This is a genomic window from Streptomyces sp. JK94, assembly GCF_053613315.1.
In genome coordinates, this window is sequence record NZ_JBSICH010000017.1 from 108,263 (window position 1) to 134,806 (window position 26,544).

Consider the following 26,544-nt stretch of genomic DNA (forward strand, 5'->3'; position numbering starts at 1 on the left):
GACCGAATCTACAGGTGGAAACGGTTATCACTTGCCCTACGGGGCGTCCTTCACGTCAATGAGGTGAGAACGGCGAGCAGGCGGTCGATCTCCTCCACCGTGTTGTAGACGTGCAGGCTGACGCGGACCGACCCCTCCTCGGCGGCCGTGCCGGCCTGGCAGAGGCTGTCCGCCCGCACCATGAAACCGTGGCTGTAGAGGATGAACCCGAGGTCGTCGGACGGGATGTCGTGGTGCCGGAAGGTGACGATGCCGTGGCGGCGCTGGTCGGCGGGGAGCACGGAGTCGGCGGCCAGACTGACCGGGCAGCCGAGGATCTCGTACGGGCCGAGACGGCTCAGCCGGTCGGTGAGCCGGGTCGTGAGGCCGGCCGTCCAGCGGGCGATCCGGCCGGGGCCGGCCGCGTCGAGCCAGTCGAGGGCGGCCCGCAGCGACGCGATGCCCGCCGTGTTCGGAGTGCCCTGCCAGCCGGCCGGCCGGAACACGGGGCCCCGGGCGTTGCGGGCCCAGACCGCTCCCGAGCCCGGCAGGGCCATCGACTTGTGTCCCGAGAAGACCACGAAGTCGACGTCGAGCGCGGGATCGGCCGGCTCCACCGGCAGGTGGCCGACGCTCTGGGCGGCGTCCAGACAGATGGGCACGTCCGGGCCGACCGCCGCGCGGACGCGGTGCACGTTCATGTCACCGCCGTAGACGTGGTGCACGTGTGTGGCGGCCACGAAGCGGGTCCGGGGGCCAACGAGGTCCGCGAGGGCGCGGTGGTCGTAGTCGCCGGAGACCTCCTGGCGGGGCAGGGCGCGTACCCGCACGTCGATGCCGCGTTCGGCCAGCAGCCGCCGGGCCTCGAGCCAGGGGTCCAGATTGGCCCGGTGGTCGGCGAACGGCACGAGGATCTCGTCGCCGTCGGAGAGGTACGGCACGAGCCAGTCACGGGCGACCGTGCGCAGGCCCTCGGTGGTGCCGCTGGTGAAGTGGACGGTGGAGCGCTCCGGTTCCGGATCGCGGAGGAACTCCTTGACCCGCTCCCGGGTCCCCTCCACCAGGTCGGTGGTCCGGTTGGCCCAGGGGTAGGTGCCGCGGCCCGCGTTGGCGTTCGACGTCGTGAGGTAGGTCTGGACGGCGTCCAGTACGGCTCGCGGTTTCTGGGACGTCGCCGCGCTGTCGAGGTACGCCGACTCCGGGTGGGCGGTGACGATGGGGAACTGTTCGCGCAGCTCCCGCTGCCAGGCGGCCTCCCGGTCCGCCTGGTCGCGCTGCTTCCCGGCGGGCGGGCGGGCCCGGTCGTTCATTCGCGCACCAGCGGTGCGCCCGCGTCCCGCCAGGCGACGATTCCGCCGGCCAGGCTCCGCACCTCGGGGTGTCCCATGCGCGTCAGCAGGGCGGCGTAGCGGAGCGACTTCTCGCCGACGGGACAGGCCAGCAGCACCGGTGTCCGCTTGCTGAAGGGGAGGCCGCCGCGGACGAGTTCCTCGAAGAGCTCGTCGACGATGTTGACCGAGCCCTCGATGTGCAGGGCGGCGTACGCGTGCGGGCTGCGCAGGTCGACGACGAGCGGGCGGGGGTCCGCCTCCGCGATCCGGCGGCGGGCGTCGTCCACGCCGGTCGACAGGTCCGGTGTCCGCACGTCGTCCTCGGTGAGCGACGCGAGGGTGTGCCCGCGGCCCGTCCTGCCCAGCAGTTCGGGGCGGCGCCCGCGCACGTAGCTCAGGTAGCTCTCCGCCCGGTCGCACACGATGAACACCGCGCTCTCCCGGCGCCCGGACCCCTCCAGCGCCGCGTCGGCGTCCCGCAGGTGCCGTACGGCGCCCTGGTAGGCGGCTCCCCCGGTCGGTCCCGACAGCAGTCCGCAGCGGCGGACGAGGGTGAGCATCCCGTCGAGCGCCTCCTCCGAGGTGACGGACTCGATGGTGTCGTACGTCGCCGGGTCGAACAGGCCCACCTGATGCACCTCGTCGATGGTGCGGATGCCGGGGATGAAGTCGGACTTGTGGGCGACCAGGCCGAGTACCCGCACGTCCGGGTCGTGCTCGCGCAGCACCCTGGCGACACCGGTCGACGAACCGGCCGTGCCCACACAGGCGACGAACCAGTCGGGCGCCCGTCCGTCCAGGTCCTTGACGATCTCGGGACCGGTGCCCTCCGCGTGTGCCTCCACGTTGCGCGGGTTGAAGTACTGGTCGGTGTGCAGGTAGCCGCTGCCCGGCTCCGAGAGGGCCTGGTGGAAGTGGGTCAGCGGATCGTCCGTGTCGGTCGGGTCCAGGCACTCGCTGCGCCCCGGCAGTTCCTCGATCTCGGCGCCGAGGAGCAGGAGCAGTTCCTTGATCTCCGGCACGCGCATCCGGTTGGTGACGCTCTTGAACCGCAGCCCGTGCATGCCGGCCAGCAGGGCGAGGGCCTTGGCGGTGTTGCCGCTGGAGAGTTCCACGACCGTCCCGCCCCCCTCGGCCGCACCCTCCAGATGAGGTCGTGCCATGTGCCAGGCGGGCCGGTCCTTGACGGACCCGAACGGGTTGAGCATCTCCAGCTTCGCGTACAGGTCGATGTTGCGCAGCCCGTGCACGGCGGGGTCGATGCGCACCAGCGGTGTGTTGCCGATGGCCTCCGTGATGCTGTCGTACCTCATACGGGCTTTCCCCCCGGGTGTGTGATCGGCCAGTAGTCCTCGTCCAGGCACCAGCGCCAGGAATCGCCCTCCTCCTCCACCGCCACCGTCCGTGCGAGGGGCTGCCGCTGCGCCTGGTGGGCGTGGAAGTCCATCGCGTACCCGGCGGTGTTGACGAAGGCGAGGAGGTCGCCGACGCGTGGCAGTCCGGGGAGGAAGACCAGGCGACGTGTGATCAGGTCGGCCTCCAGGCACAGGTTGCCGACGAGGTGCACTCCGACCGGCCCCTCGTCGTCGCCCTCCGGCCCGCCGCGAGACAGCAGAACCGGGTCCACGAGGACGCCGTGCTCCTCCAGGCTCACGTCCCCCGCGTTCATGCCCAGGCGCACCAGGTACCGGTCCGGCCCCTCCCCCGTGCGCCGCACGTCCAGCACCCGCGCCAGCGACAGTCCGCACTGGTCGGCCAGGGCACGGCCGGGTTCGATGTGGAGGTCGTGCAGGTGCTCCAGGAGCAGGGTGCCCGGCGCTCGGCCCAGCACCGGCGTGGGGAGCGAGAGGAGCTCGTCGAGGTAGCCGGGGCCGGCGTCGGGGCGGTGGCCGGGGTACAGCGCGACCGAGCCGCGCACCGTGCCGCCCTCGTTGCGCAGGCCGTAGCCGTGCCCGCGCCAGGTGAGCGGCGGACGGCCGCCGAGGACCGCCTCGCTGAGCGCGGTCGTCCAGCGCTCCCACTCCTCGGCGTCGGCGACGTAGCCGACACCGAATCCGCCACCGATGTCGACGGCACGCGGTGTCAGGCCGCGGGCCCGGCACGCGTCCATGAGCAGCACGCACCGCTCCAGGGCCCGGCCCTTCTCCGCCAGGCCGGTGGTGTCCAGGTGATAGGCGAGGCCGGTGAGGGTTACGGCGTCCGCGTGCCGTTCCAGCGCCGCCAGAAGGGCCTCCACGTCCCGCACCGGGGTGCCGAAGCGGCTGCGGCGGGACAGCATCCGGGTGCCCGCGCCCCCGGAGTCGGCGGCCGACTCGAATCCGGACAGGCGGGCCAGGACGTCGACCCGGCCGAGTCCGTACCTGCGCACCAGGTCGGCCAGTTGTTCGAGTTCACGGATCGAGTCCAGGTTCACCGTCGCTCCCACGCGGGCCGCCAGCCACAGGAACTCCGGGTCCTTGGGTCCGGTGGCCATGACGCGGTCCCCGGTGAAGCCGCAGCCGAGGGCGTGCCGCAGTTCCTCCAGCGAGGCGACGTCGACACCGACGCCGGCCGGTTCCTCGGCGGCCAGTCGACGCACCAGGGCGCTGGAGCGGTTGGCCTTGTGCGCGAAGTAGACGCGCCCGGCAAGGTGGTGGCGCCGGTAGACCGACCGGAAACGTTCCGCGTTCCGCGCGATGGTCTCGGGGAGCAGTACGTTGAGCGGAGACCCGAGCGCGTCGACGAGCGAGTGCAGGAACGGTGCGGCGCCCAGCAGTGAGGCGAGCGGTGGATCCACCCGCGGCCTCAGATACAAGGGCACGTCCACGCAAGACCCCTCCCCGAGTCGTCCGACTGCCGTTGCGACAACCGTTCGGGAGTAGTCGTTTCCAGGGACACACGCCGCTAAGCCTCGGGGCCCGGTCAGGGCCGGGGCAGCTGCTCGCGCGCCGTGTCCGATCGGCCGCCGATCGCCGTGACCGGTCGGATGGGCGCAGCGGGGGGCCGGTCCCCCGGCCGTCGCTCAGCCTCGCTCCGGACGGCCGGCGCCGTCGGAGCGCGTCGTGCCGCCTCGGCCGGACGTCCGCGCCCGGGTGACCGCGCCCCGGCGCCGGCCGGGCCACGGGTGCCGGGGCCGGCCGAGTGCCCGCTCCCCGTGCGTGGAGTGCGCCGGCCGGCCGCCGCGCGTTCACGGAGTGCAGGCCTGCGCGATGGACAGGCTGTTCTCGTAGAGGTGGTGCCGGGTGATCCTGCCGTCCTCCACGGTCAGGCACAGCGCGAACGGGCCCTCGAAGGACTTGCCCGTCGCGCGGACGGTCCCCGACACGTGGCCCGTCAGTACGGCGTCGGTGCCGTCGACGAGGACGCGGTCGACGCGGGCGCGCGCGTCCTCGGGCACGGTGTGGGCCGTCAGGTCCGTGAACTGGGCGGCACATTCGGCGGCGGTGGTCCGCGGGCGGATCCACGGGACGACCGGGTTCTCGGCCAGCAGCCAGTCGACTTCGTCGGCGAACAGGTCGACGAGCCGGGCGGTGTCCCCGGCGATCCGGGCGGTGAGGAACTCCTGGACGACGGCGCGGGTGGTCTCGGCGACAGAACTCGTCTGCGCGGCGTCGGTCTTGAAGGGCATGGCCATCTCCTCAGGTTCGCGGCCCGTGGTCGGCGGGTGTCCCCGTCGCTGCGTCGATCCTGCCGGAGCGGGAGGGAGCGGTCGATGACCTCCGGGGTAAGGGCGGGCCGGAGGGAGGCCGGAACTTCGGGGTCCCAGGAGCCGGAGGCCGGCCGTCCCCGTGTCCAGCGTGATGCGGTCGACGGTCGCGGCGAGGGGGCGGTGACGTGACGTGCCGGGGCGCACGGCGGCGCACTCGGGGCGCTCGCTCCTCTATCCTGTGCACCACATCCCGACCGGGGGGACATATGCACCAGGACCATGAGGGCGTGGTCGTCTACTGGCGGCCCATGTGCCCGTTCTGCATGAGACTGCGTCTGCGGTTGCGCTTCACCCGGCTCCGGTACACCGAGGTGAACATCTGGAGGGACTCCGAGGCCGCGGCGTTCGTCCGTTCGGTCGCGGACGGGAACGAGACGGTGCCGACCGTGACCGTGGCCGGCAGGGCGATGGTCAACCCGTCGAAGAGACAGCTGATGGACGCGGTCGCCGTGTACGCGCCGCACCTGCTCGTGGAGACGGACTGACGCCCGGGCGCGCCGGCCCCCGCAACGCCGTGGCGGGCCACCCGACCGGGCCACCCGACTGGGCCGGCCGGCTGACGGCGGGCGTTGCTCCGCGGGCTGTCGTTCGTTAAGGCGGACATGATCAAGAAGCTCGCCTGTGTCTCCGTCATGGCCACCGCTCTCCTCGCCTCCGCCCCTGCCGCCGAGGCGGCCCCGGTGCCCGGCCCGTCCGCCGGCGTCCCCGGCGGGCCGCTCCTGGACGGTCTGCTCGGATCACTGGAGGTGGGCCACCCCGCCACCTCCGCGCAGTCGCTGCTCCCCGAAGGGATCCTCGGCCGGTGACGGGCCGAGAGGTGCCTGATCCGGCTCCGCTGATCAGGCACCTCTCGGGCCGTCCGTACGGACGGAAGGGCGCGAATGCGCGCAGATGCCCCTTCGGCCTCGGATCAGCCGGTTCGTCGTTCCGGTCCACCGGCTGATCCCGGCGCCGCCGGCCCGCGGCAGGCTTCCCGTAACCGCCGTCCGGCAGCCTCCAGGGAGTCGTTTCGCCCACGGGAGGCTGCAGTGAAGCTCACGAGCAGGGAACGCTCCGGTGTCGTCGTGGCGGTGCTGGGTGGTCTGGTCCTGGCACTGACCCCGGCCACCACGCACGCCGACGAACGCACCCACACCGCACCCCAGGTCATCGCACACCGCGGCTCCTCGGGCACAGCACCCGAGAACACCGCCGCCGCCATCGACCTCGCCGTCCGGCAACACGCCGACCACGTCGAAATCGACGTACAACGCACCAAGGACGGCACCCTCGTCAACTTCCACGACTGCACCATGGAACGCACCACCAACATCGAGGACCTCTACCCCGACCGCCCCCGCTACCGCGTCTCCGACTTCACCTGGAAAGAACTCCGCCGACTCGACGCCGGCTCCTGGTTCCACCCCCGCCACACCGGCGAACGCCTCCTCACCCTCGACGACGTCATCCACCACATCGACCACACCTCCACCGGACTCCTCGCCGAGATCAGCCCCTGCGACCACTACACCCACCTCGCCACCGACCTCGCCCACCACCTCGGCACCAAACCCCACTACCTCCACCGCGCGCTCACCCGCAACCAACTCGCCGTCCAGTCCTTCCACACCGACGACGCCCACACCTTCCACACCCACCAACCCGACATCCCCATCGGCATCCTCAACGCCCAACGCCCCACCGACACCCAACTTGTCCGACTCAGCCACTGGGCCGACCAGATCAACCCCCAGCACACCGTCACCGACCAGGCCCTCGTCGACCGCATCCACCAACTCGGCATGACCATCAACGTCTGGACCGTCAACGAACCCGCCGACCTCCGCCACATGACCGCCCTCGGCGTCGACGGCATCATCACCGACCACCCCCAAGCCCTCACCCCCCACTGACGCCCTATTCCGGACACACCACCACGCGCCGCTCCGGCCGCCGCCCGCAGCGTGATCGCGGCGGACGGCCCGGCATGCGCGCCGCCGGTGCCGGCGGCAGGCTGGTGCCATGACGAGTGCGCCGCCGGTGATCGTGTACCCGCCCGACGAGGAGGGCGGGCGGCGGGTGCGCGTGGACGGGGAGATCCTGGGCCGGGCCTACGGCGTGCAGGACATCGCCCGCTTCCTGCAGGAGGCGGGACTGCAGGACTGGGACGAGATGGACGTGGTCCGGTCGGGGTTCATCGAGTGGCGCGGAGGCGGTCCGGACGCGTGGGACCACTGACGGAGCAGCGGCGGGCACGCCCTCGTGTGCCGTCGCGACGAGACGGGCGTAGTGTCCTCATATGGTTGATGTCCGGTGTGGTCGGCAGCGTGCGGCCCCGCCGGATCCGATGAGGAACGACCGTCGGCCGGCGGACATCTGATGGACACCGCGTTGGACACCGCGATGGATGCCGTGGTGCGCGAGAGCGAGGCGTTCGGAGGGCTGCTGTACGTGCTGCCCCCGGGCGACGACGCCCTGTGGCTGGTCACGGTCGCCGGGGTTCCCGAGGAGATCGCCGTCCCCTGGCGGCGCGTCGCACCGGCCGATCCGACGCCGGTGGCGGACGCCGTCCGCGACCGGCGACTCGTCTGGGTCGGGGGCAGGGAGGAGATGGCGCGGCAGTATCCACGGCAGGCACTCGTCCTGCCGTACGACTTCGCGCTGGCGGCCGCCCCGGTCGCTTCGGGCAAGGGCGTCCGGGGCGGGCTGGTGCTGTTGTGGCCCGGTACGCGCTCCGGGTGCTTGAGCGCCGAGGAACGGGACGTCATCGAGTCCGGCTGCCACCGTCTGGGAGGTCTTCTGCAGCGGGCCGCGGACCGGGGCGGACCCGTGCTGCCCGAGGGCCGCCCCCACACCCTGCGGCCCCCGGCCGGGCGGGTGCCCTCCGCCGGTGAGGCGGCCGTGCTCGCGGGCTTCGTCGACCGGCTGCCGGGCGGGTCCTGCGCCCTGGACGTGAACGGCCGCATCACCTTCATCACCCCGGCCGCGGCCGGCCTCGTCGGCGCCGATCCGGCCGACCTGGTCGGTGCCCTGCCCTGGGAGGTGCTGCCGTGGATGGACGTACCCCAGGTCGAGGACCGCTACCGGGCCGCGCTGGTCAGCCGTCTGCCCCAGGGGTTCACCGTCCTGCGCCCGCCGGACACGTGGCTGGCCTTCGAGCTGTATCCCGGACCCACCGGCATCAGCGTCCGCATCACGCGGGGCGGCCCGTCCGAGGGCGCCGCTCCGCCGCCGTCCATGCCGACCGCCGGTCCCGGCCGCGCCACCGTGCTGTACCACCTGATGCACCTGGCCTCCACGCTGACCGAGGCCGTGGGCGTGCAGGACGTGGTCGAGCAGACCGCCGACCAGCTGCTGCCCGCGCTGGGCGCACAGGCCATGGTGCTGATGACCGCCGAGGACGGCCGGCTGAAGATCCTCGGTCACCGCGGCTACCGCGTCGAGACCCTGGACCGTTTCGACGCCGCCCCCCTGGACTCGGACATCCCCGGGGCCGACGTCCTGGTCACCGGCGAGCCGGGGTTCTTCGCGAGCTTCGCCGAACTGCGGCGGGCCTACCCGGCCACCGTGCACGAGGACGGCATGGCCGCGTGGGCCGTCCTGCCGCTGATCGCGTCCGGCCGCCCCATCGGTTCACTCCTCCTCTCCTACGAACGGCCCCACGTCTTCCCGCCCGGTGAACGAGCCGCACTCACGTCGTTGGCCGGTCTGGTCGGACAGGCTCTGGACCGCGCCCGGCTCTACGACGCCAAGCACCACCTCGCCCACCGCCTGCAGTCCGCCCTGCTGCCGCGCACCCTCCCCCACGTGCCCGGCCTGGAGGTCGCCGCCCGCTACCTTCCGGCCGCCCGGGGCCTGGACGTCGGTGGCGACTTCTACGACCTGATCCACCTGGACCGGAGCACGGTCGGCGCCACCATCGGCGACGTGCAGGGACACAACGTGGACGCCGCGGCGCTGATGGGGCAGGTCCGTACCGCCGTCCACGCCCACGCCACCGTGGGGGCACCCCCCGACGACGTCCTGGCCCGCACCAACCGTCTGCTCACCGACCTGGACCCCGGCCTGTTCGCGAGCTGTGTCTACGTCCACCTGGATCTCGGCAGGCACCGCGCCTGCGTGGCCACCGCCGGCCATCCGCCGCCGCTCCTGCGGCATGCCGACGGACGCGTGGAACTTCTCCGGGTGCCGCCCGGGCTCCTGCTCGGCATCGAGCCGGACGCCCTCTACCCCTCCCTGGACTTCCCCCTGCCGCCCGGCAGCGTGCTCGCCCTCTACACCGACGGACTCGTCGAAGCCCCCGGCGTCGACCTCGACGACGCCACCGCCGCCCTCGCCGGGCTCCTCGAGCACGCGGACCCCACCGACCTCGACGTCATGGCCGACACTCTCGTGCGGCACTCACCCACCCCCGGCGACGACGTCGCCCTGCTCCTCATCAGCCCCGGCCCGTGACGGGCGGGGCACTCGAACGGCCGGCGGATCGTTTTCCCATGGCAAGAAGGACGGACGCCGGCCGGCACCGGCCGGCAGCGGAGGAGAGACCCTCGATGAAGCACCAGAAGGTGTGCGATCTGATGAGCGACGCCGTGGTCCGCGTCCAGCGCGGAACACCGTTCAAGGAGATCGCCCACCTGCTGCAGGAGTACGACATCACCGCGGTACCCGTCGTCGACGAGGAGACCCGGCCGGTCGGGGTGGTGTCGGAGGCGGACCTCCTGCAGAAGATGTGGGGCCAGGATCCGGACGGTCCTCCCGGTGACGGCGAACCGCCCCTGTCGGCCGCGGCCAAGGCGTCCGCGACGGACGCGGCCGGTCTGATGACGTCGCCGGCCGTGTGCGCACGCGAGGACTGGAGCGTCGTCGACGCCGCCCGTGTGATGGCCGGCCACGGGATCAAGCGGCTTCTGGTGGTCGACGAGTCGGGACGGCTGATCGGGGTCGTCAGCAGGAGCGACCTGCTGCGGGTCTTCCTGCGCACGGACCGGGCCATCCGCACCGAGATCATCGAGGAGGCCCTGGTGAAGTCCCTCGGCCTGGCTGCCTCGTCGATGCAGGTGGACGTGACGCACGGACATGTCGTCCTGAGCGGCCGGCTCCCGGGCGAGGTGGCCGCCCCCGCGCTGGAGGATCTCTGCCGGCACGTCGACGGCGTCGTCGCCGTGGAGTTCAGGCCGACGGGAGAGACCGGCGCCGAGGACAGGGCACCTGTCGGCCGCTGACCGGGCGGCCCCCATGCGCGTGACCCCGTGTCCGCCCGAGGTGGGGACGGGCTCCGTGCCGGTGTGCGAAGGGCCCCGCCGAGCCCGGTGACCGGGCTCGGCGGGGCCGTGACGCGTGAGTGTCAGACTCCGGCGGTCTCGGGCTCGCGCGGCTGCTCTGCGGGCGGGGCGGTGTCGCCGAGTTCCCTGTGGAGCTTCTCGCCCTCGACGTCGACGTTCGGCAGCAGACGGTCCAGCCACTTGGGCAGCCACCACGCCTTGGTGCCGAGCAGGGCGAGCACCGCGGGCACGATGGCCATACGGACCACGAAGGCGTCGAAGAGGACCGCGATCGCGAGGCCGAAGCCCATCATCTTGATCATGTCGTCGTTCTCCATGATGAAGCCGGAGAAGACGCTGATCATGATGATCGCGGCCGCCGCGACGACCCGGCCGCCGTGGGTGAAGCCCGTGACGACGGACTCGGGGGCGGACGCTCCGTGGACGTAGGCCTCGCGCATGCGGGTCACGAGGAAGACCTCGTAGTCCATGGCCAGGCCGAAGACCACGCCGATCATGAAGATGGGCATCATCGACATGATCGGGCCCGGCTGGTCCACGCCGAAGAGGTCCGCGAGCCAGCCCCACTGGAACACCGCGACCACCGCGCCGAGCGCCGCGGCGACCGAGAGCAGGAAGCCCAGGGCCGCCTTGAGCGGGACGAGGACCGAGCGGAACACGAGCATCAGGAGGAGGAAGGCGAGCCCGACGACCAGGGCCAGGTACGGGACGAGGGCGTCGTCCAGGGTCTGCGAGAAGTCGATGGTCATCGCGGTCGCGCCGGTGACCAGCATGGTCGCACCCGTCTCGGCCTCGATGCCGCCGGACAGCGCGCGGATGTCCTTCACCAGCGCCTCGGTGGCCGCCTCGCTCGGCCCGGTCTTGGGCACGACCGTGAGGAGGGCGGTGTCGCCCGCTTCGTTGAAGTTCGCCGGGGTGACGGCCGCGGCCTCGCCCAGGCCGGTGATCTCCTCGCCGACGGTGTCGGCGGCGGCCTTCGCGTCGTCCGCGCCCCGCGTGTCGACGGTGACCATCAGCGGGCCGTTGAAGCCGGCGCCGAAGGACTCGGACAGCATGTCGTAGGCCTTGCGCTGCGTGGTGTCCGGCGCGGAGCTGCCCTCGTCGGGCAGGCCCAGCTCCATGCTCGCGGCCGGTACGGCGACGGCGCCGAGGCCGAGCACCGCGGTGAGCAGTACGGTCACCGGTCGCCGCAGCACGAAGCGGGCCCAGCGGGTGCCGAGCTTGGGCTTGGCGGACACCTCGCGCTGTGCGGCGGTCGCCTTGCGGTCCTTGCGGCTGAGCGCCTTCTTGCCGGCGAAGCCGAGCAGGGCCGGGGTGAGGGTGAGCGCGATCAGTACGGCGATGCCGACGGTGCCGGCGGCGGCCAGGCCCATCTTGGTCAGGATCGGGATGTTGACCACCGCGAGGCCGGCCAGCGCCACGATGACGGTGAGTCCGGCGAAGACGACGGCGGAGCCGGCGGTGCCGACCGCGCGTCCCGCGGCGTCCTCGGAGGTGCGGCCCTCGGCGATCTCGGCCCGGTAGCGCGAGACGATGAAGAGGGCGTAGTCGATGGCGACCGCGAGGCCGATCATCATGGCGAGCGTGGAGGTGGTGGCCGAGAGCTCAAGCGTGCTGCCGAGCGCTCCGATGGCGGAGATGCCGATGCCGACGCCGATGATCGCCGACAGCAGCGGCATGCCGGCCGCGACGAGTGAGCCGAAGGTCAGCAGGAGCACGATCGCGGCGACGCCGATGCCGATCAGCTCGGCGGTGCCGCCCATCTCCTGCTCGGCCATGACGGCGTCGCCACCGGTCTCGACGGTGAAGCCGGCGCCGCGCGCGTCGTCGGTGGCGGCGGCCAGTGAGTCACGGGCCTGGTCGGACAGCTCCATGGCGTTGACCTCGTACGTCACCGAGGCGTACGCGGTGGTCCCGTCCTGGCTGACGGCGTCGGCCTTGAACGGGTCGGCCACCGAGGCGGCCTGCGGGCCGTCACCGAGAGCCGCGACCAGGTTCTCGACCCTGGCCCTGCCGGCCGGGTCGGATATCTTCTCGCCCTCGGGGGCACGGATCACGACGCGTGCCGTGGCACCCTCGGCGCTCGCGGCCGGGAAGCGCTCCTCAAGCAGGTCGAACGCCTTCTGGGACTCGGTGCCGGGCATGGAGAAGGAGTCTTCGGGCGGGGCGGGCGCCGTGGACGCGGCGACGCCGGCGCCCACGAGTATGGCCACCCACAACAGGGCGACGAGACCGCGGCGCCGGAACGCGCGTCGGCCGAGTCGATAAAGGAACGTAGCCACCTGAGACCAATCCGTCGGGTTACGGGCAGGACGAAGACCCGGCACATGGGGACGCAGGGGTTCTGACCGGGGTACCCGTCCATAGTCACCCGGGCCGTCCGGCATGTGATCCGCCCCTGGGGCTGGACCGGTGTACTGCGTCGGGTGTAGTGCACCGCCGTGGTCCTCTCCCCCGGGTGTAGGTCACCCCGATGGATGTACTCCGCACCCGCTCTCCGCTTCCCCGGCCGCCGCGCGAGCGGGCCGGGCCGGACCGGGCGGCTCCTCGCGGCTCGTCACGGCCGGTGAGTGCGGTCGCGCGCCCGTGCCCTGTACCGCGGCTCGGGAGAGGCCCCCCTGGCGCGTGGCCGCCGACGCGACGGCGGACGGAGTCGCGGGGCACCGTGACGCGCGCCGTCCGTCAGCCGGCGGGAGCCCCCGGGACCCGGAAGCGGTCGCTGTCCCGGTCGGAGAGGAAGGACGCCAGGGCCCGTCCCTCGTCGGCGACGTCCGTGCGGTCGGCCCGGCCGAGGCGGCGCAGCGGGGTGACGGTCACCGTGCCGGCCTGGACGTGCCAGGTCGCGGCGACCCGCCCGTCGACCAGGACCACACGGGCTCCGGCGACCGACAGCCCGCGGTGGGCGTCGTCGATGGTGCGGCCGCGGTCGTGGTAGCCGAGGACGACGTTGTCGAACGCCGGGAGGAACCGGACGGGGGCGGGGGTGCCGGGGTCCGGGCGCGGCGCTTCGGGGAGGTCCAGCAGCTCCCGGCCCCGCTCGTCGCGGAAGGCGACCGGTTCCCCGCGTACCGCGGTGACCGCAGCGGGCAGTCCGGCGAGGCCGCACCAGGCGCGCAGATCCGCCGAGAGGCGGCGGGGCCGAAGGCGGCGAGGCAGCGCCGTACCAGAGCCTGGCCGATCGGGTCGGAGCCGGGCGGGGCCGGCGGGTCGGTCTCGCGGCCGAGCCAGGAGGACAGCGGGCTGTTGCGCACGCCCGCCCTCGTGCGCCACAGCCCGCGCGGTGGCAGCCGAGCCATCGGGATCAGGGCGGCGACCAGCATCTCTCCCAGTGCCCGCGGTGCGGGTTCCGGTCAGCGCCCGGCGACCGCCCGCGCCAGCTCGCCCATCGAGCGGGGCTCGCCGTCCGACATGACGGCCCGGCCCGCCACGGCGAGCTCGTCGAGGTCCACTCCCTCCAGTTCGCGGCGGTAGGTCTCGAGGACCCGCCCGCGCAGCATGGCGTCGTGGCGGGAGCGCCAGACCAGGACGTCGTCGGCGGTGACGAGATGGACGGTCCGGCGCATGAGGTGGGTCCGCACCACGCGCCGTTGCTTCAGCAGCAGTTCCGAGAGCGCCGACGGTTCGAAGGCGCGCAGCCGCGACCAGAGCCCGACGAACGGTTCCTGCGGTTCCTGCGCCTGCAGGCCGCCGAGGTGCGCGACGACGTCGAGGACCGGGACGTCGGCACGGGCGAGGAGCGACTGCCGGGCGAGCGTGGCGCGGTTGAGCGCCCGGTTGTCGAGCACGGTCATGGGATCAGGACCTCACGGCCGGTCCGCGGGGCGGGGTGGGACCGGTACGGGTGGGAGCGGTCGCTCACTGTCACGTCCTGTCTTCTTCCTGTCGTCCTGTCTTCCCGGCGGTGGGCGGGCCGGCGTCGCCGTCCGGCCAGGGGCGTCCGGACGGTGGCATTCGGCCAGGTGACGTCCGGCCAGGTGGCGTCCGGCCGGGTGACGGACACCCGCCACCCGGCCTTCGGTGGTCAGGACGCGTCGTACCCGCTCACCACGTCCAGGACCCAGGTGACACCGAACCGGTCGCGCAGCATCCCGTAGAGCGGTGCCCAGGTCGCGGCCGCCAACGGCTGCAGGACGGTGGCGTCCGCGGAGAGCTTCTCCCAGTACACGGTGATCTCCGCGGCCGTCTCACCGCGGACCGAGACGAAGAACGCGTTCTCCCCCTGGTTCCAGGGCAGGCCCGCGGGCACGTCGTAGGCCATCACGCACAGACCGCTGTCGGCGGACACCTGGCCCCACATCACCCGCCCGGCGTCGGAGGGGTCCTGGACGTTCCCGGCGCCCTCGTACGTCACCACGGCCACGTCGCCGCCGAAGACGGACTGGTAGAAGGTGAGCGCCGCGCGGGCGTCGCCGCGGAAGTTCAGGTGGGTCACGGCTTTGACGGACACGATGGGCTCCTCGCCTCTGGATACGGCCGGGCGGCCCACGGGCCGGCCGGCCGCGGGGCCGTCCGGCCCCGCGGTTCCCACGTTGCCGGAGGTAGCGGCCAGGTTGTGACCTCTACCTGCGGCAGCATGGGAGGCATGCAGAAGACCTCAGCACGACTGCTGTCGCTGCTCTCCCTGCTCCAGGCGCGGCGGGAGTGGCCCGGAGCGCTGCTGGCCGAGCGGCTGGACGTCAGCCCGCGCACCCTGCGCCGCGACGTCGACCGGCTCCGAGGACTCGGCTATCCCGTCGTGGCCGCCAAGGGCCCGGACGGCGGGTACCGGCTCGACGCCGGCGCCCGGCTCCCCCCGCTGCTCTTCGACGACGACCAGGCCGTCGCCCTCGCCGTCGCGCTGCGGACCGCCGCCTTGACGGGCGCCGGTGTCGAGGAGGGTGCGGCGCGTGCGCTGACCACCCTCCGGCAGGTCATGCCCGCCCGGTTGCGCCACCGGATCGACGCCCTCCACGTCACCGCCGTCGAGGGGCCCGCGTCACCGCCGCGGCCCCGGGCCGACGGCGGAGTCGTCATGGCGCTCGGCGCGGCCGTCCACGCCCGCGAGGTCCTGCGCTTCGACTACGCCGCGCCGTACCCGGCCGCCGGCGAGGAGACGCCCGCGCCGCCCCGCCGGGTCGAGCCCCACCACCTCGTCACCCGGGGCGGCCGCTGGTACCTCGTGGCCTGGGACCTCGAACGCGACGACTGGCTCGTCTTCCGCGCCGACCGGATCACCCCGCGTTCCCCCACCGGGCCCCGCTTCACGCCGCGGGAGCTGCCCGACGGGGAGGTGGCCGCCTTCGTGACCGGCAGGTTCCGTGGCTCCGACCGGTCCCCCGACTGGCCCTGCCGGGGGGAGGCCGTCCTCCACCTGCCCGCGACCGCCGTGTCGCCCCACGTCCCCGCCGGAACCGTCGAGGCACTCGGCCCCGACCGCTGCCGGCTCGCCCTCGGTTCCTGGTCGTGGCCCTCCCTCGCCGCCGCCTTCGTCGTCTTCGACACCGACATCGAAGTCGTCGGCCCGCCCGCGCTGGGAGACGCCTTCGCCCGCCTCGCCCAGCGCTGCGCCGACGCCGCGAGGAGCACACCCGCCACACCTGCGCCGCCCATGACGGACGCGACGGACGCGACGAAGGGAACGGATACGACGGACCCGGCGCCCGGCGGCTGAACGCGAAGGGCCGGGTGGCCGAAACGCTTCCCCGCCCCCACGCACCGGTCAGCCGGTCGTGGAGCGGCCCGTGCCCCCGGGCGGGCTTCGCCGGACACGCGGTCGCCGCGCGGCGCCGGTGTGCTTCGGTCCCGTCCCGCCGGTGCTCACGGGCGGCGCCTGCGCCCTCCGGCGGTGGTCACACCCGCTGGCCGCGCTCCACGGTCGCGGGCCCGGCGGCCATACTCGCCATGACGACGCGCGACCGGCTGTGCAGGCGCAGCGAGACGGCGGCGAACGCGATCGCGACCAGGGTCATCGCGGCGCCCGCCCAGGCGGTGGCCGCGTAGCCGAGGCCCGCGTCGATCACCGTACCGCCGAGCCAGGGACCGCCCGTGTTGCCCAGGTTGAAGGCCGCGGTCGTCGTCGCGCCCGCGAGGGTGGGCGCGGCGCCGGCCACGTTGAACATGCGCGCGTTGAGCGCCGGGGCCGTGTAGAAGGCGGAGACGCCGAGCAGCAACGAGAGGGCGATCACGGCGGCGGGACTCGACGCGAACAGCGCCAGTGCGGCCAGCAGCACGGTGGAGGCGGTGATGCCGGAGAGCAGCACGCCGAACAGGTGGGCGTCGGCGACCCGGCCGCCGATCGTCGTGCCGATCAGCGCGCCGATGCCGAACAGCGCCAGGACGGTCGGAACCCAGCCGTCCGCCAGCCCGGCCACGTCCGTGAGCAGCGGCGCGAGGTAGGAGAAGGCGCAGAACACGCCACCGGCCGCGAGCGCGGTCACCACGATGGACAGCCAGACCTGCCGGTCGCGGTAGATCGCCAGCTCGCCCTTGAGCCGGGGCCGCCGCTCGGGCAGCGGGATGCGCGGGATCAGGGTCGCCACACCGACGAGCGCGACGGCCGACGCCGCGCCCACGGCCCAGAACGCGGACCGCCATCCGAGGTGCTCGCCCAGGAAGGCGCCCGCCGGCACGCCGAGGACGTTGGCGATCGACAGCCCGCCGATCATCACCGCCATCGCGCGGGCCCGTGCGGTCTTCGGCACCATCGCGATGGCGACGGCGGCGCCCACCGCCCAGAAACCGGCACACGCCAGGGCACTCACCACGCGCGAGACGAACAGGACCTCGTACGTCGTCGCCAGCGCGCCCGCGACCTGGCCGACGCCGAACACCGAGATCAGCGCGACCAGCGTGGTCTTCCGCGGCAGCCGCAGCGTCGCGACCGCGAGCAGGGGCGCGCCGACCACCATGCCGATCGCGAACGCGGATATCAGCAGCCCGGCTTGCGGAATGGACACGTCCAAATCGTCGGCGATGGGCGGCAGCAGTCCGGAGAGCATGAACTCGCTGGTACCGAGCGCGAAGACGGAGAGGCCGAGGATGTAGACGGCGAGCGGCATGCGGGCCGCTGGGGGCCGCGAGGAAGTTCCGGGCATGACAGATGTCAACGAGGCGTTTCTTTCCGCCATTCCCGCGTGCGGGACCGTCTCACGATGCGGCGGCAGGCCCGTGACCGGGCCCGTTGTCAGTGGTGGGCGGCAGGACGCCCGCCATGACGACTTCTGCGTCTCCGGGAAGACGACGCTCGTCGTCGCGGGTGAGGGCGCCGGCTCCAAGCGTGCCAAGGCCGAACAGCTCGGCATCCGTCTGGCGACCCCGGACGAGTTCGCCGCCCTGGTCGCCGACTTCCTCGGCTGAGCCGCCCACGGACGGCCCCGGGCCGTCCGCCTCCCGTCCAGGTGCTCGCCCCGGCCGCCGGACGCCCGGCCCCGCGACGCGCGTGCGCCGGCCGCCCGGACGCCCGGCAGGGCTCTCGACGGGGTGTCGGGTGCCGTTCTCCGCCCGCCCGCCGAGGGCCCACCCTGCCCGAGCACCACACCCGCCGGAGTGTACGTTCGTACGCTCTGGGCGGTAGGCTCCCGCGCATGACTGTTGACGTACTGCGCCGGCCCGCCCTGGCCGAACGGCGGGCGCGTACGGCCGTCGCCGTGCTGTTCTTCACCAACGGGGCCCTGTTCGCCAACCTCCTGCCGAGATATCCGCAGATCAAGGCGGACCTCGGCATCGGCAACACCGCCTACGGGCTGGCTGTGGCCGCGTTCCCGGCGGGAGCCATCACCGCCGGGCTCGCGGCCGGAGTGGTCGTGCGCCGGTTCGGCTCGGCGCACGCCGCCGTCGGCGGCACACTGCTCACCGGGGTGGGCATCCTCGCCGCCGGCCTGGCGGACTCGGTGGTGCTCTTCGCGGGTGCGCTGCTGCTGGCCGGAGCGGCGGACGCCGTCACGGACGTCGCGCAGAACGCCCACGGCCTGCGGGTGCAGCGCCGCTACGGCCGCTCCATCATCAACTCCTTCCACGCCATCTGGTCCGTCGGCGCGGTCACCGGTGGCTCCATGGCCGCCGCCGCGATCGCCCTCGGCGTCTCGCGGGGGCAGCACCTGCTCTTCTCGGCCGTGGTGTTCGCGGCCGCCGCGTGCGTCGCCCTGCGCTTCCGCCTGCCCGGCCCGGACACCGGGCCGACCGGGAGAGCCGGCGGCGAGGCACCCGCCACCGAGACGGCCGCCGTCGCGGAGGCCGGGGCCGGGAGCCGGGCGTCCGGGCCGGCGCGGGGCACGGCACCGGGTGCGCGTACGGGCCGCGCACTCGCCGCGCTCGTCCTCATCGCCACGGCCGGCACGCTCGTCGAGGACGCGGGCAGCACCTGGGCCACGCTCTACCTCTCCGGCTCGTTGCACGCCTCGGCGGCACTGGCCGCCTCCGGCTATGTCGCCCTGGTCGGAGCACAGTTCGTCGGCCGCCTCATCGGGGACCGGCTCGTGGACCGGTTCGGCCAGCGCACGGTGGCCCGCTCCGGCGCGCTGGTGGCCGCCTGCGGCATGGGGCTGGCACTGGCCGTACCCACGGTCCCCGGCACGGTCCTCGGGTTCGCCGCCGCGGGGTTCGGGGTGGCGACCCTGGTACCGGCGGCGATGCACGAGGCCGACGAACTGCCCGGCCTGAAACCCGGTTCGGGACTGACCGTCGTCTCGTGGCTCATGCGGCTGGGGTTCCTGCTCTCCCCGCCGGTCGTGGGGCTGGTCGCCGATGCGACGAGCCTGCGGGCCGGGCTGCTCGTGGTGCCGCTCGCCGGACTGCTCGTGCTCCTGTCCGCCGGTGTGCTGCGGTCCCGCCGACGCTGAGCCGCACCACCGGTCGGGCCGGCCCCCGGACGGCACACCGATGGTGAGTGTACGTTCGTACGCTCCAGCGGTAGGATCGCGGGCATGCCGACGGAGCACTTCGCGCAGGACCCCCGCACCCACCTCGAGCGCATGCTGGCGGGCGACCTCTACGTCGCCGACGACCCGGAGATCGCCCGCAGGCAGCAGCAGGCCGTACGCCTGGCCGCCCGCTACCATGCGGCCTACGTCGAGGACGCGGCAGCCGCGCGGCCGATCCTCGCGGAACTGCTCGGCTCCCTGGGCGCCGAGGCGCACGTGCGGCCACCGCTGTACGTCGACTACGGCAGCAACATCACGATCGGCGCGCGCACCTTCGTCAACTGCAACCTGACCGCGCTGGACGTCGCGGCGATCACGATCGGCGAGGACTGCCAGATCGGGCCGGGCGTCCAACTGCTCACCCCCACACACCCCACCGAGGCCGGGCCGCGCCGGGACAAACTGGAGGCCGCCCGGCCCATCGCCATCGGCGACAACGTCTGGCTGGGCGGGGGCGCCATCGTCCTGCCCGGCGTGACCATCGGCGACGACTCCGTCATCGGTGCCGGAGCGGTCGTCACGAGGGACGTGCCCGCGGGTGTCGTCGCCGTCGGCAATCCGGCCCGGCCGGTGCGGAACGTGTGAGCCTGCTCCCATGGCAACCGGACGCACGGACCCGCAGCGGCGCGAGCGGATCATCGACGCCACCCTCGACCTGATCGCCGAGGAGGGCATCGCACGCATCTCCCACCGGAAGATCGCCACGCGCGCCAGGGTGCCGTTGGGGTCGATGACCTACCACTTCAGCGGCATCGACCAGCTGCTGCGGGAGGCGTTCGGCCGCTTCACCGACCACATCGTCGCGGTGTTCGACGCCCACCTCGGCGCCGCGGCCGACCGCGAGCAGGCCCGGGAGGCGGTGGCCGACCTCGTGCACCTCCTGTCCGAGGGGAGCAGGCGCGACCTGGTGCTCACCCAGGAGCTGTACACGCTGGCGGCGCGGCAGCCGGTCTACCGGGAGCTGACCCACGAGTGGATGCGCCGCAGCCGGGTCCACCTGGAGAAGCACTTCGACCCGGACACGGCCCGTCAGCTCGACGCCCTCATCGAGGGCCTGACACTGCACCGCGCCCTGGCCCGGGAGCCCCACGGGCGGGCCCTCACCCTGGAGGCCATCGCCCGCGTCACCACCACGGGCCGACGCACCCCTTAGCCGCCCGTACGGCGCTGACCTGACCGCTGGGCCGTACGGGTGCCCCCTGTTCGGTCGGACGCCACCGCCCGGCCCCGGGACCGCCCAGGCCGAACAGGGGGTGGCCGCCGAACGCGTCCACCCGTAGCGCACCCGACAGGCCGAAGGCGCTCGTGACGTCCCGGGGCGCCGCCCGGGACGCAGGCACCGCCTCGGGCCGGGCCGAGGCGGTGGGCTTCCGGGGCGTCCGGCAACGGCCGGTCGTCCCGGAAGCCGGCCCGACACCGGCCGGACGTGGGCCGGACACCGGCCGGACGTGGGCCGGACACCGGGCGCCGGCCGGTGGAGTCAGAGCGTGCGCTCCAGACGGTCCGCCACCAGCTTCACGAACCGGGCGGGCTCCTTGGGCCGGCCCCCCTCGGCGAGTACCGCGAGGGCGTGGAGGAGATCCGCGGTCTCGGTGAGGTCCGTCCGGTCCTGCTGCTGCGTGTAGGCCCGGTTCAGGGACTTCACCAGCTGGTGCTCCGGGTTGAGTTCGAGGATCCGCTTGGCGTGGGGGACCTCCTGGCCCATCGCCCGGTACATGTTCTCCAGCGCGGGGGTGAGTTCGTTCGCGTCCGAGACGACGCAGGCAGGTGAGACGGTGAGACGGGAGGAGAGGCGGACCTCCTTGACGTCCTCGCCCAGGTGCTCCGTCATCCAGCCGAGCAGCCCGGCGTACTCCTCACCCTGCTTGTCCTTCTCGGCGTCGCTCTTCTCGTCCTCGGCACCACCGAGGTCGACCTCGCCCTTGGCCACCGAGCGCAGCGGCTTGCCCTCGTACTCCCCCACCGCGTCGACCCAGACCTCGTCCACGGCGTCGGTGAGCAGCAGGACCTCGACACCCTTGGCCCGGAACGCCTCCATGTGCGGGGAGTCCTCGATGGCCTGCCGGGACTCGCCCGTCATGAAGTAGATGTCCTTCTGGCCGTCCTTCATCCGCTCCACGTAACCCTGCAGCGTGGTCGGCTCGTCGGCGTCGTGCGTGGTCGCGAACGAACAGGCGGCGAGGATGGCGTCCCGGTTCTCGGAGTCGGTCACCAGGCCTTCCTTCAGCACGGCCCCGAACTCCCGCCAGAACGTGCTGTACCGGTCCGGCGCGGACGACCTCAGGTCCTTGACCGTGGCCAGCACCTTCTTCGTCAGGCGGCGCTGGATCATACGGATGTGGCGGTCCTGCTGGAGGATCTCGCGGGAGACGTTGAGCGAGAGGTCCTGGGCGTCGACGACCCCCTTGACGAAGCGGAGGTAGGACGGCAGCAGCTCCTCGCAGTCGTCCATGATGAACACGCGCTTGACGTAGAGCTGTACGCCGCGCTGGTACCCCTGGGTGAACAGGTCGTGCGGGGCGTGCGAGGGCACGAACAGCAGGGCCTGGTACTCGAAGGTGCCCTCCGCCTGGAGCCGGATCGTCTCCAGCGGCTCGCGCCAGTCGTGGGAGATGTGCTTGTACAGCTCGTGGTACTCGTCGTCGGACACCTCGTCGCGCGGGCGCGCCCACAGCGCCTTCATCGAGTTGAGCGTCTCGGCCTCGCGGGCCTCGGCACCGTCCTCAGCCGGCTCCGGCAGCAGGCGGATCGGCCAGGTGATGAAGTCCGAGTAGCGCTTGACGATCTCCTTGATCTTCCAGGTGGAGGTGTAGTCGTGCAGCTGGTTCTCGGAGTCCGCGGGCTTGAGGTGGAGGGTGACCGAGGTACCCTGCGGCGCCTCGTCGACCGTGTCCAGCGTGTACGTGCCCTCGCCGCGCGACGTCCAGCGGGTGCCCTTGGCCTCGCCGGCGCGCCGGGTCACCAGGGTGACCTCGTCCGCCACCATGAAGCCCGAGTAGAAACCGACGCCGAACTGCCCGATGAGCCCGTCGGCCCCGGCGGCGTCCTCGGCCTCGCGCAGCTCCTGGAGGAACTTGGCCGTGCCCGAGTTGGCGATGGTGCCGATGAGGTGCGTGACCTCGTCGTACGACATCCCGATGCCGTTGTCCCGCACGGTGAGGGTGCGGGCCTCCTTGTCGACGTCGAGTTCGATGTGCAGGTCGGTCACGTCGACGTCGGGCACGTCGTCCCGCAGGGCCGCGAGGCGCAGCTTGTCCAACGCATCGGAGGCGTTGGAGACGAGCTCGCGCAGGAAGACATCCTTGTTCGAGTAGACGGAGTGAATCATCAGCTGAAGGAGCTGACGCGCCTCTACCTGGAACTCAAACGTTTCGGTCGGCATGGCTGGTGAGTACCTCACAGGTCCGCGGTCGTCTGCACTGACGGCAATCACTTTAGAACAGCCCGGGCGCCCGTCGGCGCCGGTCGGCCGCCCTCCGTTCGGCCGCCTCCGATCGCCTCGCCCAGGAGGCCGCCCGCGGGGACGACTTCGTGCGGCACGTGGCCCGCTGCAGGAAGTTCGGTCGACGGCGTTGACTTCGCCTCGGCCGCACTGCACATTACTTAAAAGTAAAACCGATCAGTAACTTGCGGCCGCACTCCTCCCGGGAAGAGAGAGCACATGTCGAAGCACGCTCTTCGTCGTGTCATGACCGCGACAATCGCCGCGGTCGGCACCCTGGCCCTCGGTCTCACCGACGCCACCGCGCACGCCACCCCCGCCCCCACCGCGCCCCTGGACTACGTCGCCCTCGGCGACAGCTACAGCGCCGGCTCGGGCGTCCTGCCCGTCGATCCCACCAACCTGCTCTGCCTGCGCTCCACGGCGAACTACCCCCACGTCATCGCCGCCACCACCGGTGCCCGCCTCAAGGACGTGACCTGCGGCGCCGCCCAGACCGTCCACTTCACGCAGGCCCAGTACCCGGGGGTCGCCCCCCAGGTGAACGCGCTCACCGCCGGCACGGACCTGGTCACCCTCACCATCGGCGGCAACGACGAGAACACGTTCATCAACGCCATCACGGCCTGCGGCACCGCGGGCGTCCTCAGCGGGGGCAAGGGCAGCCCCTGCAAAGACAGACACGGGACGTCCTTCGAGGACCGGATCGAGACCCACACCTACCCCGCGCTCAAGGCCGCGCTGCTCACCGTCCGCGCCAAGGCGCCGGGCGCCCGCGTGGCGGCCCTGGGCTACCCGTGGATCACCCCCGCCACCGCCGACCCGTCCTGCTTCGCCAAGCTGCCCCTCGCCGCGGGCGACGTCCCCTACCTGCGGGGCATCCAGGCACGCCTCAACGCCGCCGTCCAGCGCGCCGCCGAGGAGACCGGTGCCACCTACGTGGACTTCTCCCGGGTGTCCGAGGGCCACGACGCCTGCAAACCCTCCGGCACCCGGTGGATCGAACCGCTGCTCTTCGGCCACAGCCTCGTCCCCGTCCACCCCAACGCCCTCGGGGAGCGGCGCATGGCCGAGCAGACCATGCGCGTCCTCGGCCTGAGCTGAGCCGTACCCCCCGCGTACGCTGTCCCCGTGCCGTCCTCCCGCCTGCGCCGCGTCGCCGTTCTCGTGCTGGAGGGCGCCAAGCCGCTCGATGTCGGCATTCCGGCGCAGGTGTTCACGACGCGCGCCAGCATGCCGTACGAGGTGCGGGTGTGCGGCGCGGCACCCGGCCTGGTGACCGGCGGTGACGGCCTGTCGTACCACGTCGCCCACGGTATGGACGCGCTGTCGTGGGCCGACGTGGTCTTCCTGCCGGGCTACCGCTCCCCCGACCTCGACGACCCGCCGCGGCCCGTCCTCGACGCGCTGACGGCGGCCCACGGCCGGGGGGCGCGACTCGCCGCGATCTCCACCGGCGCGTTCGCGCTCGCCGCCACGGGCCTGCTCGACGGGCGGCGGGCCACGACGCACTGGCACTACACACGGGCGCTCGCGGCGAAGCATCCTCGCGTGCGGGTCGACGAGAACGTGCTGTTCGTGGACGAGGGCAGTGTGCTCACGTCCGCGGGCGCCGCCTCCGGCATCGATCTGTGCCTGCACATCCTGCGCGGCGACCTCGGGGTGGCCGCGTCGAACCACGCGGCCCGGCGCCTGGTGGCGGCTCCCTACCGCAGCGGCGGCCAGGCGCAGTACGTGCCGCGCAGTGTGCCCGAGCCGCTGGGCGAGCGGTTCGCCGCCACCCGCGAGTGGGCGCTGCGCCGGCTGGGCGAACCGCTCACCCTGGAGGCCCTGGCCCGGCACGCGGCGGTGTCGGCGCGCACGTTCTCGCGGCGGTTCGTCGAGGACACGGGGTACACACCGATGCAGTGGGTCATGCGCGCCCGCATCGACATGGCCCGTGAGCTGCTCGAACGCTCGGAGCACAGCGTCGAGCAGATCGCCGCCGACGTCGGTCTCGGCAGCGGCGCCAACCTGCGGGCGCACTTCCAGCGCATCCTCGGCACCACACCGGGCGAGTACCGGCGCACCTTCACCCAGGGGGAGTAGCGGGACGAAGCGGGGAACGGCCCCACCGCGGCTGTCCGCTGCCGCACGGGCCCGCGTCCGCGCCGCCTGGCGTGATCCTTGCGAACCATGGCACTCACGCCGCTGCCGCGGACGCCCGCCGTACGCGAACCTGGTGGCACCGCACGGCGAACCGGAAGGACACCCCCTCATGACCCGCATCGGCATCAACGGCTTCGGACGCATCGGGCGCAACGTGCTGCGCGCGCTGCTCGAGCGCGACGACAAGCTCGAGGTCGTCGCCGTCAACGACCTCACCGAGCCCGCCGCCCTCGCACGCCTGCTCGCCTTCGACTCCACCGCCGGCCGGCTGGGCCGCCCGGTGACCGTCGACGGGGACACCCTCGTCGTCGACGGGCGCCGCATCAAGGTGCTCGCCGAGCGGGAGCCGGCGCGGCTGCCGTGGGCCGAGCTGGGCGTCGACATCGTGCTGGAGGCGACCGGGCGCTTCACCTCGGCCGCCGCCGCCGGCGCCCACCTCACCGCGGGTGCGAAGAAGGTCCTGGTCAGCGCGCCCTCGGACGGTGCCGACGTCACCCTGGCCTACGGCGTCAACACCGACGCGTACGACCCGGCCGCGCACACCGTCGTCTCCAACGCGTCCTGCACCACCAACGCGCTCGCGCCCCTGGCCGCGGTGCTCGACGAGCTGGCCGGCATCGAGCACGGCTTCATGACGACGGTGCACGCCTACACGCAGGAGCAGAACCTCCAGGACGGCCCGCACCGCGACGCCCGCCGTGCCCGCGCCGCCGGGGTCAACATCGTGCCGACCACGACGGGTGCCGCCAAGGCGATCGGCCTCGTGCTGCCGAACCTCGACGGCAAGCTGTCGGGCGACTCGATCCGCGTCCCGGTGCCGGTGGGCTCGATCGTCGAGCTGAACACGACCGTCGCCCGCGACGTGACGCGCGACGACGTGCTGGCGGCCTACCGCACCGCCGCCGAGGGACCGCTCGCCGGCGTTCTGGAGTACTCGGACGATCCGCTGGTCTCCTCGGACATCACGGGCAACCCGGCCTCGTCGATCTTCGACTCGGCCCTGACCCGCGTCGACGGGCGTCACGTCAAGGTGGTCGCCTGGTACGACAACGAGTGGGGCTTCTCCCACCGCGTGATCGACACCCTCGGGCTGCTCGCCACACGCTGAAGGGGCAGCCGGTTCGGCATCACCGGGGCCGGCACGTCACAATGGTGCGATGAGCAATTCCAAGATTTACTTCGACATCGACATCGACGGCCAGGATGCGGGCCGCATCGTCTTCGAACTCTTCGAGGACGTCACCCCCAAGACCGCCAGGAACTTCATCGAGCTGGCCACCGGCGAGCACGGCTTCGGCTACGCGGGGTCCTCGTTCCACCGCGTGATCCCGCAGTTCATGCTCCAGGGCGGTGACTTCACCCGCGGCGACGGCACCGGCGGCAAGAGCATCTACGGCGAGAAGTTCGCCGACGAGAACTTCCAGCTGAAGCACACCGGTCCGTACCTCCTCTCGATGGCGAACGCCGGGCCGAACACCAACGGCTCGCAGTTCTTCGTCACCACCGTCGCCACCCCGTGGCTGGACGGCAAGCACGTCGTCTTCGGCAAGGTCGTCGAGGGCACGGAGGTGGTCGACCGGATCGAGGGCTACGGCTCCTCCCCGTCCGGCCGCACCTCCGCGAAGATCACGGTCCGGGAGTCCGGCAAGCTCTGAGACCGGCCGTATCGGGACCGGTCCGAAGGGGGCCCACCGCACACCGTGCGGTGGGCCCCCTTCCCGTCCCGTCTGGTGGGGGACGCCAGGTGGTGCGACTCTGGGGTGGAGAGGCGTCCGAGGAAGGCAACCCCGGGAGGGCC

The 26,544-nt window shown here is 72.8% G+C and carries 23 protein-coding genes and 1 pseudogene; 15 read left to right on the forward strand and 9 right to left on the reverse strand.

Annotation, left to right across the window (positions count from 1 at the left end):
- Nucleotides 1-50 precede the first annotated feature (50 nt).
- The 4 genes from ACVV2G_RS17415 to ACVV2G_RS17430 form a co-directional block, all read right to left on the reverse strand.
- Nucleotides 51-1,289: an aminotransferase class V-fold PLP-dependent enzyme gene (locus tag ACVV2G_RS17415; RefSeq protein WP_453843616.1), complete on the reverse strand. Its 1,239-nt coding sequence runs from the start codon at nt 1,287-1,289 to the stop codon at nt 51-53.
- Nucleotides 1,286-2,623, reverse strand: a complete 1,338-nt coding sequence (locus ACVV2G_RS17420; protein WP_453843617.1) for a pyridoxal-phosphate dependent enzyme — start codon at nt 2,621-2,623, stop codon at nt 1,286-1,288. Before ACVV2G_RS17420 ends, ACVV2G_RS17415 begins: the two co-directional genes overlap by 4 nt.
- Nucleotides 2,620-4,116, reverse strand: a complete 1,497-nt coding sequence (locus ACVV2G_RS17425) for a Y4yA family PLP-dependent enzyme (protein ID WP_453843618.1) — start codon at nt 4,114-4,116, stop codon at nt 2,620-2,622. The genes ACVV2G_RS17420 and ACVV2G_RS17425 overlap by 4 nt, the downstream gene beginning before the upstream one ends.
- A 360-nt stretch (nt 4,117-4,476) precedes the next feature.
- Nucleotides 4,477-4,917 (reverse strand): nuclear transport factor 2 family protein, encoded by a 441-nt coding sequence (locus ACVV2G_RS17430; protein WP_453843619.1) that lies wholly within the window; start codon nt 4,915-4,917, stop codon nt 4,477-4,479.
- A gap of 287 nt (nt 4,918-5,204) precedes the next feature.
- Here ACVV2G_RS17430 and ACVV2G_RS17435 point away from each other — a divergent pair, with 287 nt between their 5' ends.
- From ACVV2G_RS17435 to ACVV2G_RS17460, 6 genes are all read left to right on the forward strand, one after another.
- Entirely contained in the window at nt 5,205-5,483 is a 279-nt protein-coding gene (locus tag ACVV2G_RS17435) for a glutaredoxin domain-containing protein (protein WP_453843620.1), read from the forward strand.
- Nucleotides 5,484-5,600: 117 nt separating this feature from the next.
- Nucleotides 5,601-5,804, forward strand: a complete 204-nt coding sequence (locus tag ACVV2G_RS17440) for a hypothetical protein (protein ID WP_453843621.1) — start codon at nt 5,601-5,603, stop codon at nt 5,802-5,804.
- A gap of 222 nt (nt 5,805-6,026) precedes the next feature.
- Nucleotides 6,027-6,890, forward strand: a complete 864-nt coding sequence (locus tag ACVV2G_RS17445) for a glycerophosphodiester phosphodiesterase (RefSeq protein ID WP_453843622.1) — start codon at nt 6,027-6,029, stop codon at nt 6,888-6,890.
- 109 nt (nt 6,891-6,999) lie between these two features.
- The gene (locus tag ACVV2G_RS17450; RefSeq protein ID WP_453843623.1) at nt 7,000-7,215 is read left to right on the forward strand and encodes a hypothetical protein; all 216 of its coding nucleotides are present in this window, start codon (nt 7,000-7,002) and stop codon (nt 7,213-7,215) included.
- Nucleotides 7,216-7,356: 141 nt separating this feature from the next.
- Nucleotides 7,357-9,432, forward strand: a complete 2,076-nt coding sequence (locus ACVV2G_RS17455) for a SpoIIE family protein phosphatase (RefSeq protein WP_453843624.1) — start codon at nt 7,357-7,359, stop codon at nt 9,430-9,432.
- A gap of 95 nt (nt 9,433-9,527) precedes the next feature.
- Nucleotides 9,528-10,199, forward strand: a complete 672-nt coding sequence (locus tag ACVV2G_RS17460) for a CBS domain-containing protein (RefSeq protein ID WP_453843625.1) — start codon at nt 9,528-9,530, stop codon at nt 10,197-10,199.
- 122 nt (nt 10,200-10,321) lie between these two features.
- On the opposite strand, the gene ACVV2G_RS17465 is transcribed toward ACVV2G_RS17460, so the two are convergent.
- The 3 genes and pseudogenes from ACVV2G_RS17465 to ACVV2G_RS17475 form a co-directional block, all read right to left on the reverse strand.
- Nucleotides 10,322-12,541, reverse strand: a complete 2,220-nt coding sequence (locus ACVV2G_RS17465; RefSeq protein ID WP_453843626.1) for an MMPL family transporter — start codon at nt 12,539-12,541, stop codon at nt 10,322-10,324.
- Nucleotides 12,542-12,941: 400 nt separating this feature from the next.
- Nucleotides 12,942-14,050, reverse strand: a pseudogene (locus ACVV2G_RS17470) (winged helix DNA-binding domain-containing protein).
- A 230-nt stretch (nt 14,051-14,280) separates the two neighbouring features.
- Entirely contained in the window at nt 14,281-14,706 is a 426-nt protein-coding gene (locus ACVV2G_RS17475) for a VOC family protein (protein ID WP_453843627.1), read from the reverse strand.
- A gap of 135 nt (nt 14,707-14,841) precedes the next feature.
- Here ACVV2G_RS17475 and ACVV2G_RS17480 point away from each other — a divergent pair, with 135 nt between their 5' ends.
- Nucleotides 14,842-15,909, forward strand: a complete 1,068-nt coding sequence (locus tag ACVV2G_RS17480; RefSeq protein WP_453843628.1) for a helix-turn-helix transcriptional regulator — start codon at nt 14,842-14,844, stop codon at nt 15,907-15,909.
- A gap of 178 nt (nt 15,910-16,087) precedes the next feature.
- On the opposite strand, the gene ACVV2G_RS17485 is transcribed toward ACVV2G_RS17480, so the two are convergent.
- A complete protein-coding gene (locus tag ACVV2G_RS17485) occupies nt 16,088-17,296 on the reverse strand; it encodes a Cmx/CmrA family chloramphenicol efflux MFS transporter (RefSeq protein ID WP_453843722.1) in 1,209 nt (402 codons plus the stop codon).
- Nucleotides 17,297-17,405: 109 nt separating this feature from the next.
- On the opposite strand from ACVV2G_RS17485, the gene ACVV2G_RS17490 reads away from it, so the two are divergent.
- The 4 genes from ACVV2G_RS17490 to ACVV2G_RS17505 all read left to right on the forward strand — a co-directional run bounded on the left by ACVV2G_RS17490 (nt 17,406) and on the right by ACVV2G_RS17505 (nt 20,309).
- On the forward strand, nt 17,406-17,594 hold the full coding sequence (locus tag ACVV2G_RS17490; RefSeq protein WP_453843730.1) for a hypothetical protein: 189 nt from the start codon (nt 17,406-17,408) through the stop codon (nt 17,592-17,594).
- A gap of 227 nt (nt 17,595-17,821) precedes the next feature.
- Entirely contained in the window at nt 17,822-19,075 is a 1,254-nt protein-coding gene (locus ACVV2G_RS17495) for an MFS transporter (protein WP_453843629.1), read from the forward strand.
- Between the two features lie 84 nt (nt 19,076-19,159).
- Entirely contained in the window at nt 19,160-19,741 is a 582-nt protein-coding gene (locus ACVV2G_RS17500) for a sugar O-acetyltransferase (RefSeq protein ID WP_453843630.1), read from the forward strand.
- A 10-nt stretch (nt 19,742-19,751) separates the two neighbouring features.
- Nucleotides 19,752-20,309, forward strand: a complete 558-nt coding sequence (locus ACVV2G_RS17505) for a TetR/AcrR family transcriptional regulator (protein ID WP_453843631.1) — start codon at nt 19,752-19,754, stop codon at nt 20,307-20,309.
- A gap of 327 nt (nt 20,310-20,636) precedes the next feature.
- Here the strand turns inward: ACVV2G_RS17505 and htpG are convergent, their stop codons facing one another.
- Nucleotides 20,637-22,538: a molecular chaperone HtpG gene (gene htpG, locus ACVV2G_RS17510; protein ID WP_453843632.1), complete on the reverse strand. Its 1,902-nt coding sequence runs from the start codon at nt 22,536-22,538 to the stop codon at nt 20,637-20,639.
- Nucleotides 22,539-22,817: 279 nt separating this feature from the next.
- Between htpG and ACVV2G_RS17515 the strand changes: the two genes are divergently transcribed.
- The 4 genes from ACVV2G_RS17515 (at nt 22,818) to ACVV2G_RS17530 (ending at nt 26,401) form a co-directional block, all read left to right on the forward strand.
- The gene (locus tag ACVV2G_RS17515; RefSeq protein ID WP_453843633.1) at nt 22,818-23,702 is read left to right on the forward strand and encodes an SGNH/GDSL hydrolase family protein; all 885 of its coding nucleotides are present in this window, start codon (nt 22,818-22,820) and stop codon (nt 23,700-23,702) included.
- Nucleotides 23,703-23,729: 27 nt separating this feature from the next.
- Complete coding sequence (locus tag ACVV2G_RS17520; RefSeq protein ID WP_453843634.1) at nt 23,730-24,686, forward strand: GlxA family transcriptional regulator; 957 nt, start codon at nt 23,730-23,732, stop codon at nt 24,684-24,686.
- A gap of 169 nt (nt 24,687-24,855) precedes the next feature.
- Nucleotides 24,856-25,854 carry a type I glyceraldehyde-3-phosphate dehydrogenase gene (gene gap, locus ACVV2G_RS17525; protein WP_453843635.1) on the forward strand — a complete coding sequence of 333 codons (999 nt, stop codon included), beginning with the start codon at nt 24,856-24,858 and terminating at the stop codon, nt 25,852-25,854.
- A 49-nt stretch (nt 25,855-25,903) separates the two neighbouring features.
- On the forward strand, nt 25,904-26,401 hold the full coding sequence (locus ACVV2G_RS17530; RefSeq protein WP_453843636.1) for a peptidylprolyl isomerase: 498 nt from the start codon (nt 25,904-25,906) through the stop codon (nt 26,399-26,401).
- The last annotated feature ends 143 nt before the right edge of the window (nt 26,402-26,544 follow it).